At 68.0% G+C, this 13,047-nt stretch carries 10 protein-coding genes, 1 pseudogene and 1 CRISPR repeat array; of the genes and pseudogenes, 8 read left to right on the top strand and 3 right to left on the bottom strand.

Going from position 1 to position 13,047, the window contains the following annotated elements; genetic code table 11:
• Positions 1 to 29: 29 nt before the first annotated feature.
• Positions 30 to 1,031 carry a helix-turn-helix transcriptional regulator gene (locus tag EV662_RS09525; RefSeq protein WP_132461934.1) on the bottom strand — a complete coding sequence of 334 codons (1,002 nt, stop codon included), beginning with the start codon at positions 1,029 to 1,031 and terminating at the stop codon, positions 30 to 32.
• Between the two features lie 247 nt (positions 1,032 to 1,278).
• Between EV662_RS09525 and cas3 the strand changes: the two genes are divergently transcribed.
• The 8 genes from cas3 (at position 1,279) to cas2e (ending at position 9,476) form a co-directional block, all read left to right on the top strand.
• Positions 1,279 to 3,777 (top strand): CRISPR-associated helicase Cas3', encoded by a 2,499-nt coding sequence (gene cas3, locus EV662_RS09520; protein ID WP_132461933.1) that lies wholly within the window; start codon positions 1,279 to 1,281, stop codon positions 3,775 to 3,777.
• 79 nt (positions 3,778 to 3,856) lie between these two features.
• A complete protein-coding gene (gene casA, locus EV662_RS09515; RefSeq protein ID WP_132461932.1) occupies positions 3,857 to 5,317 on the top strand; it encodes a type I-E CRISPR-associated protein Cse1/CasA in 1,461 nt (486 codons plus the stop codon).
• Entirely contained in the window at positions 5,314 to 5,808 is a 495-nt protein-coding gene (casB, locus tag EV662_RS09510) for a type I-E CRISPR-associated protein Cse2/CasB (protein ID WP_132461931.1), read from the top strand. Before casA ends, casB begins: the two co-directional genes overlap by 4 nt.
• On the top strand, positions 5,805 to 6,869 hold the full coding sequence (cas7e, locus tag EV662_RS09505) for a type I-E CRISPR-associated protein Cas7/Cse4/CasC (protein ID WP_132461930.1): 1,065 nt from the start codon (positions 5,805 to 5,807) through the stop codon (positions 6,867 to 6,869). The genes casB and cas7e overlap by 4 nt, the downstream gene beginning before the upstream one ends.
• Positions 6,869 to 7,573, top strand: a complete 705-nt coding sequence (cas5e, locus tag EV662_RS09500; protein ID WP_132461929.1) for a type I-E CRISPR-associated protein Cas5/CasD — start codon at positions 6,869 to 6,871, stop codon at positions 7,571 to 7,573. Before cas7e ends, cas5e begins: the two co-directional genes overlap by 1 nt.
• Positions 7,570 to 8,244, top strand: coding sequence for a type I-E CRISPR-associated protein Cas6/Cse3/CasE (gene cas6e, locus EV662_RS09495; RefSeq protein WP_132461928.1), 675 nt, complete (start codon positions 7,570 to 7,572; stop codon positions 8,242 to 8,244). The genes cas5e and cas6e overlap by 4 nt, the downstream gene beginning before the upstream one ends.
• A 44-nt stretch (positions 8,245 to 8,288) precedes the next feature.
• On the top strand, positions 8,289 to 9,185 hold the full coding sequence (cas1e, locus tag EV662_RS09490; protein WP_243695819.1) for a type I-E CRISPR-associated endonuclease Cas1e: 897 nt from the start codon (positions 8,289 to 8,291) through the stop codon (positions 9,183 to 9,185).
• Positions 9,186 to 9,191: 6 nt separating this feature from the next.
• Positions 9,192 to 9,476 (top strand): type I-E CRISPR-associated endoribonuclease Cas2e, encoded by a 285-nt coding sequence (gene cas2e, locus EV662_RS09485; protein ID WP_279533251.1) that lies wholly within the window; start codon positions 9,192 to 9,194, stop codon positions 9,474 to 9,476.
• 79 nt (positions 9,477 to 9,555) lie between these two features.
• A CRISPR array of direct repeats spans positions 9,556 to 12,085; the repeat unit is 29 nt; unit sequence CTGTTCCCCGCCCACGCGGGGATGACCCG.
• 51 nt (positions 12,086 to 12,136) lie between these two features.
• Here cas2e and EV662_RS20085 read toward each other — a convergent pair.
• Positions 12,137 to 12,262 (bottom strand): annotated as a pseudogene (locus tag EV662_RS20085) (transposase); the annotation flags it as partial.
• 147 nt (positions 12,263 to 12,409) lie between these two features.
• Positions 12,410 to 12,949, bottom strand: coding sequence for a hypothetical protein (locus tag EV662_RS09475; protein WP_207903606.1), 540 nt, complete (start codon positions 12,947 to 12,949; stop codon positions 12,410 to 12,412).
• Positions 12,950 to 13,047 lie beyond the last annotated feature (98 nt).

Below are 13,047 nucleotides of genomic sequence, written 5' to 3'. Positions count from 1 at the left end.
TCGCAACATGGTCGGAACCGGAATTGGCGTTATGGCAAGGCCGGGAAATCGGACCTCTGATAACTTGCGACCAGCGCGCGCAGGCCCTCGGGGGCCAGCACCTCGACCCGGTCGCCCCACTGGTAGAGATGCCAGGCCATCTCCAGCCAGCCCGAGGCGTGGAAGCGGATGGTGAGCGACCCGTCCTCCTCCTCGGTCATCTCCTGGTGCGGGTGGAACACGAACTCGCGGGCGGTCGGGGCGGCCGAGGGGGCGAAGCGCCAGACCACCTCGCCATACTCGGCCTCGTTGTGGAACGAACCGAAGGCGCGGGCGGCGTGGGCGTCGAGGTCGAAATCGGGATCGCGCTGAAAGGAGTGCGGCTCCAGCCGGGCCGCGCCGACGCGGTCGAGGCGGAAATGCCGGAACCGGCCGTCGCCGCCGTTTTCGCGGGCGACGATGTAGCGACGGATGCCGAGCAGCAGGCCGTAGGGTTCGATCAGGCGGTCGCGGGGCGCGTTGTCGCGCTCGCCCGTATAGGTGATGGTCAACATGTTCGGCGCCTTCAGCGCCTCGGCGATGGTCGCCAGGATGCGCGGATCGGTGCGCACCCGCGGCCCCGGGCGCGAGGCGAATCCATGCGCCTCCAGCACCGCTTCTGCATCGGCCTCGGCGCGGCGGGCATGGGGGCCGGGCATGCTGGCCAAAAGCCGGTCGCGCAGTGAGGTCAGCGCCTTGACCTCGTTGCTCGCGCCGTCGCGTGCCGCGCGCCGGATCGCCATCTCGAGGGCGGCCAGTTCGCCGTCGCGGATGCCCTGCGACAGCATCAGCTGCGCGTCCGAACCGCGGATCTTCCAGAACTTGCGCCGGGCCTCGTCCTGCCGGGTCTCGACGTTAGGGAACAGGGTTTCCAACGCCTTGGTCATTCGCTGCGCGGTGCGCCGGTCGATGTCGAACTCCTCCTCGATGTCCTGGAGGCCCACGCCGAGGTGGCGGGCGGCGGCCATCTCGGCGAGACGAAGAAGGTCGGAGGCCTTGGCGAAGGAGGACATGCGCAGATTCCATGACACAAATTGACACCGTATGAGCGTAGAAACGTGGATGCGGCCTGTCGATGTGATTCCGGCCTCGAGGGATGGTATCAAGTGACGGATTTCATGACGGTGAGGTTGATCGGCAGGTCGCACTTTATAGCTGCGCTGGGTCTTCGGTCATGTCTTACGAGCTGAACGATTTTCCAGACGGGTTATCGCCATGCGTCTTTCCAGCGCTTATGGCCCAGTTAACAGGGAGAGTGTGATGGGGCTTCTCGACTGGCCTGGAAAAAGTGCCGACGCTCTGGGTCTTCCGGAACACATGGCGGTCCACCACATGCTTGATGTCGCGGCCGTGGCAGACCGTCTGATCGAGCCCTTCGGCTTCGATTGGCCATTGCGGGACGCACTTGTCCTTCTGGTCGGCCTGCACGACCTGGGCAAGATCAGCGACAGCTTCCGGCGGATGCTGCGGGAGGGTGTGCCGCAGGCTTTTCGGCACTGGGAACTTACCGAAGTACTTCTGTTCGAGCTGGACCATATTCTTGGGGAACGGCTCGGTGGTGCACCCTGGCACCGGCAAACGCTGTATGCGGCCATCGCCGGGCATCACGGGCGGCCGCCGAAGCGCGCCACGGGCGGTCTTGTGTGTCCGGGGCGGCGGCCCCGCGAGTACCGCCTCGCGTTGCAGGCTGTCGGCTCGGGCCTCGACGATGCGCGCAAGGCGATGGAGAACTTGTGTGCGTTTTGGCCGGATGCCTCGCTGGAGGGGCTGTCCGATGACCGTGCGGTGGCGGCTTTGTCCTGGTGGCTGCCGGGGTTTTGCACAGCTGCGGACTGGGTTGGATCGAATACGCGATGGTTCGGACCCCGGGCCCCAGAATCGGCACTGTCCGCGTACCTCGCCGAATCGAAGGAAATCGCGGTCAACGCCGTTACCGAAGCGGGCCTTGCAGCGGGCACAGCCCGTGACGCGAACCTGTTCGATTTCACACTGCGCCCCATGCAGGCCGCCTGCGCGCAGGTAGCCCTGGCCGAGGGCCCGATGTTGGCCGTCATCGAGGACGAGACCGGCGCGGGAAAGACCGAGGCGGCCCTGATCCTGGCCCAGCGGATGCTGCTGGCGGGCAAGGGGCGGGGGCTGTTCTTCGCGCTGCCGACGATGGCCACCGCGGATGCAATGTTCCGTCGGGCCGCCGGATCGGTCGGCCGGCTGTTCGACCGGCATACGACCCTGACGCTGGCCCATGGCCGGGCCGGTCTTTCCGTGGATTTCCGTGATCTCGTGAACGACGGCCCGCGCGGCGAAGAGGATGCAACCTGTACCGACTGGTTAGCCGAAAACCGCCGCCGCGCTCTGCTGGCTGATGTCGGCGTTGGGACCATTGACCAAGCGTTGTTGTCGGTCCTACCGGTCAGGTTCCAGGCCCTGCGCCATTTCGGGTTGTCGTCCAAGATCCTGATCGTGGACGAGGTGCATGAGCTGGGGGAACCCTATATCGGGGCCGAGCTTGAGGCGCTGCTGCGGATGCACCGGGCGGCCGGGGGATCGGCGATCCTGCTGACGGCGACTCTGCCTTTGGCGCAGCGTGAACGGTTGCTGGCCATCTACGGCGGTCGGTCGGACAGCCCGGCCTATCCGGCCTTGACGGTGGCGGGGGCGGCATCTCCAACAGCCCTGCCGCAGGCGACGGGGCCACGGCGGTCGGTCGGGGTCCAGCGGCTCTCGTGTGCGGATGAGGCGGTCGATCTTCTTGCAGAGTCTGCGCAACAGGGCGCGGCCTGTGTCTGGGTGCGCAACGCCGTGGATGATGCCATCGCCGCGGTCGAGATGCTTCACGCTCGGGGCGTTTCGGCGCGTCTGCTGCATGCGCGATTTGCCCTGTGCGACCGCAAGCGGACTGAGGCCGAGGTTCTGGCGCGCGTGGGGAAGGACGGGCAAGGGCGAGAAGGCTTCGTGCTGGTCGGCACGCAGGTTCTGGAATCCTCGCTCGATCTCGATTTCGACGTGATGGTGTCCGACCTCGCGCCGATGGCGGCATTGATCCAGCGCGCCGGTCGGTTGTGGCGGCACATGGACCTGCGCCCGGCCACATCGCGTCCGGTGCCTGCGCCCGTCTTGCACGTGGTTTCGTCCGATCCGGCGCAGGTGGTCGATGCCCGCTGGCTGCACGGCACGCTGGATCGTGGCGCGTGGGTCTATCCGGTCGCCGATCAGTGGCGTACCGCGGACGTGCTGTTCCGGGCCGGCCGGATCGACGCACCGGAAGGCCTGCGCGCCTTGATCGAGGCGGTGCATGGGCTCGAGGCGGCGCCGGTCCCCGAGGCACTCGTTGAGGCCGAAGCCAGGGCCGAAGGGCAGGGCGCCGCCGAGCGCGGTCACGCGGCGCAGAACATCGTCGATCTGGCGGCCGGCTATCGGGCCGGCGGGCAGGCCAATGACGACGCGCGCTATCCCACGCGTTTGGGCGAGGCGCAGCGGGTGCTTGTGTTGGCCCGAAAGGAGGCCGGCGCCCTGCGGCCATGGGCGGAGGGGACGGGGGCCGAGGCCTGGTCGCTGTCCGAGGTTTCCGCCCGCATCGGCCGGCTGGACGCCCTGCCGCTACCCGACCCGTCGGCGCCGGAGATCGCGGCCGTCACGCGGGAATGGCCCGACTGGAAACGCGCCGAATACCGCCTGTGCCCGGTCGCCGAAGACGGGGCGATCTGTACGGGGTTACGCTATGACGCGGAACGCGGGCTGATCTTCCATGACGAAAGCTGACACCCTGCCATTCAACCGCCTTTACAGGTTTCGTTTCGGGTGATCCCTTTCACCTGTTCGTTGCGGTCGGAGGTTTTTCATGCCCCTCAATTTGATCGAAAACCCTTGGATTCCGGTTCTCTGCGCCGATGGCACGCGGCGGGTGATCGCGCCCTGGCAGATGGCCGAACCGGGCATCCTGCGCCCGGACTGGCCGCGCCCCGATCTGAACATCGCCTGCCATGAATTCCTGATCGGGCTGGTGTTTCTGGCCGACCCGCCCGCCAACAACGGCGAGTGGCAGCGCCGGACGGCCCCCGACCTGCAACGCCTGAAGGACCGGTTGGCCCCCCTTGCGCCCGCGTTCAACCTGTTGGGCGAGGGGCCGCGGTTCCTTCAGGACCTGGAGCCGCTCGTGGGCGCCGCGAACCCGGTGGACATGCTGTTCATCGACAGTTCCGGGGCGAACGCGGCAAAAAACAATGCCGACCTCATGGTCCACCGCGGCCGCTATCCGCGGATTGACCTGCCGCTGGCGGCAATGGCGCTTTATGCCCTTCAAGCGCATGCCCCGGCGGGCGGGGCGGGAATCCGTACCTCGATGCGCGGCGGCGGCCCCCTTGTGACGCTGGTCGACCCGGGCGACGGGCTTTGGTCGCTGGTCTGGGCCAACGTCCCCTGCGGCGCGCCCGGCACACTCGACGACCTGCCCTGGATGCGGCCGACGAATATCTCCGACAAGGGGCAGCAGACCCTGCCGCCCGAGGGTCGGGTCTTCGGGGCCGAGGCGTTCTTCGGCATGCCGCGGCGGCTGCGCCTGATCGGGGACGACGAGGGGATCACCGGTGTGATCCAGAAACCCTGGGGCACGAACTATGCCCTGTGGAAACACCCGCTCAGCCCCCATTACCGCCTGAAGCCGGGCGAGGAATGGCTGCCGAAACACCCGCGCGCAGGCCGGTTCGGCTATCGCAACTGGTTGGGCGTCGTGGCGCAGGAGGTGGGCAGCGAAACCTCGGAACGGTCGCTGTCCCTGCGCGACTGGGGGCTGCGGGGCGGCGAGGCGTCGGTCGTCGTCGCGGGCTGGGCCATGGACAACATGAAGCCGCGCGATTTCACGTTGTCGGTTCAACCCCTGTTGAACCTGCCCGTCGAAGCCGAAGACTGCCTGGTGGGGATGATCCTTGCCGCCGAGGCTGCCGGTGTGGCGTTGCGCGGGGCGCTGGAGTCGGTTCTGGCAGGCGGCGAGGCGCGTGAAGCCGAGCGCGAGGCGTTCTTTGTCACGACCGAGGATCGGTTCCTGCACCGGGTGCAAGCGCTGAAGGCGGGGCATGATCCGCGCCCCGCTTGGCGGGCCGATTTGCGCGCGCAGGCCCTTGGGCAGTTCGATGCGCTGGCGGTGCCCGGGTTGGACCGGCGTGAAACCGACCGGATCGCGCAGATCGTCACGGCGCGGAAAGGCCTGGCCAGTGCGTTCGCAGGTTACGGCAAGCATGGGCGTGAGATCTTTACCCATCTCGGGATGGAACTGCCGGCAAGAAAGAAGGGGAAAGCAGCATGAGCGATCAGGCCAAGACGCCGGGGGCCATCGCCCTTGGCTGGTGGAGCACGCATATCGGTGCGCGCGACAGCGCCGCGGCCCGTGGGCTGGCGGCCCGGCTACGGCGGGCGGCGCCGATGGCGGTCTTGTGCGAACCCGCCGTGCAGGACCTGGCGCGCGCGCTGGGTCTAGGGCCCGCGCGGGCGCAGGATCTCGTTCGGCTGGCCGGTCTGTTGGCCGAGGTGCGCGAACATGACAGCGCATCGCTTGCGCAACGGCTGGGAGGGGCAGAGCCGGTCCTGTCCCATCTGCGGTTCCAGCGCCTGATGCGGGCCGAGGGCGACGAGCTGACCGCGCTGATGCGACGGGCGATCGTCATGGCGGACCGGCGCTGCAATGTGGCGGCGCTGGCGGGTGATTTGCTGCACTGGGAGGCCGCCCGGCCGCGCTGGTGTTTTCACTATTTCGGGGCGGATGCGCCCAAGGACGAGTTGAAGGAGACGATCGAATGAGCACCTTTCTGCAATTCCATCTGCTGACCAGCTATGGCCCCTCGAACCCGAACCGCGACGACCAGGGGCGCCCGAAACAGGCGATGGTCGGGGGCAGCCCGCGGCTGCGCATGTCCTCGCAATCGGTCAAGCGCGCCTTGCGCGAAAGCGCCTTCTTCGCGCTGGATCTGGAAGGCAACATGGGCACGCGCACCAAGCGCATCTATGGCGAACTAGTCGAGCGTTTGTCGCGGCAAGACGCCCAGGAAACGGCGGTTCGCGCGGCCGCCGAGCAGGTGGCGGCAATCTTCGGCAAGCTTGAAACGCCGAAAAAAGGCGAAGAAAGCCGGGTCGCAACCACGTTGGCCTTCATCTCTCCCGAGGAATGGCAACTGGCCGAGGGCCTGGCGGGCAAGATCATCGCGGGCGAGGACCTGCCCAAGGAAAAGGACCTGAAGAAGCTGGTGCTTCGCCGGGCCGATGGTGCGGTGGACATCGCGATGTTCGGACGGATGTTGGCCGATGATGCCGATTTCAACCGCGACGCGGCCGTGCAGGTGGCCCATGCCATCACCACCCATCCCGCGCAGGCCGAGGAAGACTGGTATTCTGCCGTCGACGATCTGAACAAGGCCGAGGAAACCGGGGCTGGCCACCTGGGCGAGACCGCTTTCGGGTCTGGTGTCTACTATCAGTATGTTTGCGTGAACGCCGACCTGCTGATCGAGAACCTCGCCGGCGATCGTGACCTCGCGGCAAAGGCGGCCGAGGCATTGGCGCGTGCCATCGCGCAGACCACCCCGCGCGGCAAGCAGAACAGCTTTGCCCACCATCCCCGCGCCCACTATGTCCTCGCCGAGAAAGGGCCGCAGGCCCCGCGCGACCTGTCGGGCGCCTTTTTCGAGCCCGTCAGGAAACCGCCTTTCCTCGACAACTCCGTGACCGCTCTTGCCAAGGCCCGCGCCGATATCGACGCGGCCTATGGCCAGGCCTGGGAGGCCGACTGCGTCCTGCATGTCGGCGTCGGCGGCACGCTGGACGAGGTCGTGCGCTTTGCAGGCGATGCGGTTCGGGGGGCGTGATGCAGCCCTACCTGGTGTTCAGCCTGACCGCCGCTCTTGGTGCGATGGGCGAATTGGCGGGGCATGAGCGGCGCGGTTCGCTGGTCTGGCCGGGGCGCTCGGCGATCCTGGGGTTGCTTGGCGCCGCCATGGGTATCGACCGCGGAGGCGACTTTTCCGGGCTGGATGCTTTGGAACTGGCCGTCGCCGTCTTCGATACGGGCGCTTCGCTGCGGGACTATCACACTGTCGAGACCATACCCACGGCGGCCGCGAAAAGGCCGAATTCACGCCCCGAGGCGCTTGCGGCGGCGCGGGGGCGCACCAACACCACAATCACCCTGCGCGATTACCGGGTGGGAGGGCTCTATGGTGTCGCGGTCTGGGGTGACGGGCTGGAGGCGCTGGCGGCGGCCCTGAATCGTCCGCACTACACGCTCTATCTTGGCCGCAAGTCATGTCCGCTGGCCGCTCCGCCGGGGGCAAAGGTGATCGAGGCGGCAAGCCCCGAGTCTGCGTTGTCGCAGCTGACCCTTCCGCCTTGGCGCCGCGCCGATCGGTTTGGCGCCCCCGCCATCGCCCGCACCCTGATCTGTGATGCGACGGCGGACGACGCCATTCGCGAACAGGTCCACGATGTTCCCCGCGACCGGGCGCTCTGGCATTTCGCGCCGCGTCGCGTGGCGCTTCGCGATGTCGCGATCACCGTGGGAGGTGCGTCATGAGCCTCTATCTCAGCCGCATCCGGTTGTCGCGCAGCCCATCTGCGCAGGCCCTGTCGGGGCTGCTGATGCCGACCGAGGCCGGGCCGCGCCGCTCGGCGCACCACGGTCTTCTGTGGGCGGCGTTTGCCGACGGCCCCAACCGGCGCCGCGATTTCCTGTGGCGCGAGGAACGGGACGGGACATTCCTCACACTGTCTGAACGTCCGCCTCTCGCGATGGATCTGTTCGAGCCGCACGAGGTCAAGGAATTCGCGCCGGTGCTTGCGCCCGGCCAGATGCTCGACTTCGTTCTGCGCGCCAATGCGACACGGACGAAACGCGACGGCAAGCGCCGCGTCGATGTCGTGATGGACGCGCTGCACGCTATTCCTCAGGGCGCGCGCGCCGCCGCGCGAATGGGGGTGGCCGGGCGGGAAGGCGCGGCCTGGCTTGCCCGGCAGGGCGAGGCGGCGGGGTTCAAGGTCGTGCGGGCGGCGGCCGGCGACTATTCGACCGTGGCCCTTTCCGATCATCGCGGCCCGCGCAAGGGTCAGCCGCAATTCGGCATTCTGGATCTCGAGGGTCGCATCGAGGTGACCGACCCCGACGCCTTCCTCGCGCGGCTGGCCCGCGGCTTCGGCCGCGCCAAAGCGTTCGGCTGCGGCCTGATGCTGATCCGCCGGGCGCAATGAGCGGTGGCGGCCTTCCCGGTTTGCCGCCGCCGCGGCCAATCCCGTTGAAGGATCGCGCCTCGCTCGTTTTCGTCGAGCGCGCCAGGCTCGATGTGGCGGACGGTGCTTTCGTGGCGCTCAATGCGGATGGCACGCGCACGCAGATCCCGGTTGGCGGCTTGGCCGGGATCATGCTGGAACCCGGCGCGCGCATATCGCATGCGGCCGTCGCACTGGCGGCGCGGGCGGGCACGCTGATCACCTGGGTCGGCGAAGGCGGCGTGCGACTCTATTCGGCGGGACAGCCCGGCGGGGCGCGCTCGGACCACCTGCTCTGGCAGGCCGCCATCGCGCTCGACGAGGCGGCGCGTCTCAGGGTGGTGCGCAAGATGTATGCCATGCGCTTCGGCGAGGCCGCGCCCTCGCGCCGGTCCATCGACCAGCTTCGCGGCATCGAGGGCGTGCGGGTCCGCGAGTCCTACGCACTTCTGGCCCGGCAATACGGTGTGTACTGGAAACGCCGCGCCTACGACCCCGCCGATTGGCAGGCCGGCGATATTCCCAACCGCTGCCTTTCCGCGGCAACCGCCTGCCTGCATGGCCTGACCGAGGCGGCCGTCCTGGCGGCGGGATATGCCCCCGCCATCGGGTTCCTGCATACGGGCAAGCCGCTTTCCTTCGTCTACGACATCGCCGATCTCTACAAGCTCGAGACCGTGGTGCCCGAGGCCTTTCGCATCGCGGGCCAGGCCGCGAAGGGCAAGCTCGACATGGCGCCCGACCGTGCAGTGCGGCTGGCCTGCCGCGATGCCTTCCGGCGCACCGGACTCCTGGCCCGGATCATTCCCGCCATCGAAGAGGTTCTGTCGGCGGGGGACCTGCCGCGCCCCGATCCACCGCCCGAGGCCGTGTCCCCCGCCTTTCCCGACGCGCCGCCCTCCGGCGATCCGGGACACAGGTGACGCATGATGGTCGTGGTCGTCTCCAATGCGCCCGCAAGGTTGCGCGGCCGGCTGGCCGCCTGGCTGGTCGAAATCCGCGCCGGCGTCTATGTCGGCGACTACTCCGCCCGCACGCGCGAGATGATCTGGGACCAGGTCCTGGCCGGGCTCGAGACCGGCGATGCGGTCATGGTCTGGAAGGCGCCCACCGATCAGGGCTACGATTTCCTCACGGCCGGAACGAACCGGCGGATGCCGGTGGAATTCGACGGCCTCAAGTTGGTGAGCTTCTTTCCTGAAAAACCGCGCTGACGGCCGTAGAATCGGCCGACGTTTCGGTACGCTCTTTGACATCGTGATTCTTTCGGTAGATCAAGGGCCTGCAGCAAGTCTGTTCCCCGCCCACGCGGGGATGACCCGTAGACAATATTATCGTGTTTGCGGCCGCGCTGCTGTTCCCCGCCCACGCGGGGATGACCCGCTCGAATGGGCCGTTGAGCGCGCCAAACACTACTGTTCCCCGCCCACGCGGGGATGACCCGACTACATAGAGACGCTGCTGATCCAGCACCGCCTGTTCCCCGCCCACGCGGGGATGACCCGCAGGCTGTCGCTGGCGGCTTGGGGCGCCCAGACTGTTCCCCGCCCACGCGGGGATGACCCGCGGCGGCGTAGCGCGGGTTCCCGATCTGCTGGCTGTTCCCCGCCCACGCGGGGATGACCCGGCATGCAGTTGAATTCGCCGCCCGTTTGGAGCCTGTTCCCCGCCCACGCGGGGATGACCCGGCGAGGCGCATCCAGGCCGCGAACGTGGCGGGCTGTTCCCCGCCCACGCGGGGATGACCCGGACGCCAGCGCGTCGCTGCGGCAGACCGGCCACTGTTCCCCGCCCACGCGGGGATGACCCGTTCGATGAACGCCTCGCGGGCGCGGCCAAGGACTGTTCCCCGCCCACGCGGGGATGACCCGGGCGAACGCCCCGTCAAGGACCCCGTTGAAGACTGTTCCCCGCCCACGCGGGGATGACCCGTCGGCGCGCGTGGTCTGGCTGTGGCTGGAGCGCTGTTCCCCGCCCACGCGGGGATGACCCGGCGCTGTCGGCCATCGTGACCGCGCAGATCGCCTGTTCCCCGCCCACGCGGGGATGACCCGTCCTACGAGATGACGATCGGCGTCGACCGTGACTGTTCCCCGCCCACGCGGGGATGACCCGGTGTTTCGTCTGGGGGTGGCTCGTCTTCGTCGCTGTTCCCCGCCCACGCGGGGATGACCCGCCATGACGACGCTATCCAATAGCGTAGCGATGCTGTTCCCCGCCCACGCGGGGATGACCCGAGATTGGCGCGTCGTTGTCCGAGGCAGGCCGGCTGTTCCCCGCCCACGCGGGGATGACCCGAGGTCCCCGATGCGCCGCGCGAGATGTTCCTGCTGTTCCCCGCCCACGCGGGGATGACCCGTTGCTGCGGGGCTCGGGCGGGTCGATCCGGCGCTGTTCCCCGCCCACGCGGGGATGACCCGATTGCGGACATCGCGGACCCGGCGTCGGCCACCTGTTCCCCGCCCACGCGGGGATGACCCGGTTTATCCTGTACATCCCAAAGACCATGCCGCCTGTTCCCCGCCCACGCGGGGATGACCCGTGGGCGATATCGTTCAACTTGCCTCCGCCGCGCTGTTCCCCGCCCACGCGGGGATGACCCGGCCGAGCACGGCATGGAGGATGACGACCCGTTCTGTTCCCCGCCCACGCGGGGATGACCCGGGAGAGGGGGCCGGTGACGACGGGGCGACACGCTGTTCCCCGCCCACGCGGGGATGACCCGACGGCTGCGGCGGCGGATGCGGCATGGCGCGCCTGTTCCCCGCCCACGCGGGGATGACCCGGCCGAGGATTATTCCGACGTGGCGCTGTGGTCCTGTTCCCCGCCCACGCGGGGATGACCCGCAGTTGGAGTTCGGCAAGGCGCTTGCGGCCACCTGTTCCCCGCCCACGCGGGGATGACCCGAGGCGCGCAAGGCCGCCGCCGCCGCCTGGTGCCTGTTCCCCGCCCACGCGGGGATGACCCGGCGCTCCGCGATCAGGTCAGCCATGTAGTTCTCTGTTCCCCGCCCACGCGGGGATGACCCGGCAATGCTGCGCGGCGCGGCCTCGGGGCTGGGCTGTTCCCCGCCCACGCGGGGATGACCCGCCGGTGCGCGACCGCTATGTCGCGCTGCACATCTGTTCCCCGCCCACGCGGGGATGACCCGGTCATCGTCGGCATGGCCGTGAGGGCTGGCGCCTGTTCCCCGCCCACGCGGGGATGACCCGGCCGGTGTGGACGGCTTGCGGTTCCACGACTCCTGTTCCCCGCCCACGCGGGGATGACCCGTTGCAGTATCCGCCAGAAACATCTCGACCAGCCTGTTCCCCGCCCACGCGGGGATGACCCGGCGGGCGTTGGATCACGGCCACGCAGATCGCGCTGTTCCCCGCCCACGCGGGGATGACCCGTTCACCGCAGCCCAGATCGCGGGAACCCCCAGCTGTTCCCCGCCCACGCGGGGATGACCCGAACTGCACGATGGTCGTCTGCAGCGCGACCAGCTGTTCCCCGCCCACGCGGGGATGACCCGTCGCTCCCCGGATATTTTACGGAAATCTCACTCTGTTCCCCGCCCACGCGGGGATGACCCGTCCGCGTCTAAAAGTGCGGACTTCCGCGCCGTCTGTTCCCCGCCCACGCGGGGATGACCCGGTGGGCGAAAGCTATGCGCCCGAGACCTACTCCTGTTCCCCGCCCACGCGGGGATGACCCGCGCGCAGGCCTTCGCGGACGTGCTGCGGCGATCTGTTCCCCGCCCACGCGGGGATGACCCGGGAACCACTGGAGGACGGCCGCGGGATGTAGTCTGTTCCCCGCCCACGCGGGGATGACACCCCTTTTGCTCCAGCGCTTCCAGTGATTGTAGAGCGTCTTGTGGGGACCATACTCCTTTGGCGCGTCACGCCAGCGCAACCCATTGCGGTTTATGAAGATAATCCCGCTCAAAACCAGTCGGTCATCGACCCTTGGCTTGCCATGGGACTTTGGGAAGTAGGGCTCCAGACGCGCCATCCGCGTATCCGTCAGCCAGAAAAGACTGCTCATCATCACCCCCGGTCAGTCCGGGAGCTTGAATCACGCAGGCCGGGTGGCCTCAAGCAGATCGATGGGTCGTGACCCTAGCGACTTTTGGAACCGGCTGAATTGACGAGTGGCATGTCACCGTCGACCGTATCTGCGATCCAGGTCTTCCCTCATGCCGGCAAGCGCCCTCGACGCGAACAGATCGTGTTTCCAACAAAGATGTTGGAACGTCTTCCAGTGCATGCCCTTGGGTTTCAGCCAACCGGGGCCATTCAGGATGCCTCGCTTCCAGCCCAGTTTATCGCGTATCCGATCGGCGCGTCGGGCGGCTCGGTCCGTCGCGTCTTCCCGCTGCGAGGGGTAGGTCAGCGACAGGCAATGCCGGCAGACGAAGAGCCGATCCGCGTAAAGGATGGCGACGCGCCGTCTGCAGCCCGGATTGGGACAGAGGAACCATGGACGCGCGCCTCCGAGATTGCAGGGCGTTTCCACGAGGTCCACAGGGTAGGACAACGTTTCCCACTCGCCGCCGCGCGGCCGTTGGCGGTAGTCGAGAATGATCCGGCCCCTTTCGGCTATGATGCCAATCTCGCCGGTCACCCTGTCGCGTCGGGACCACGTGACCTGCGCGATGCGACCGGGCTCGAGCAGCCCTTCCCGTTTGAGCCAGCGCACGTCGAGAGACCTGAAATCCTCCGTGTCCCATGAACCGAATTGGCGATGCCGACCACTTCCTCTTCCGCCCATGGTGCCTCCGCTGCACGTTTTTTCGA

Source organism: Rhodovulum marinum, from assembly GCF_004343075.1.
GTDB lineage: Bacteria > Pseudomonadota > Alphaproteobacteria > Rhodobacterales > Rhodobacteraceae > Rhodovulum > Rhodovulum marinum.
The sequence above is the reverse complement of the archived record's forward strand: the minus strand, read 5'-3'. Positions and strand labels throughout refer to the sequence as shown.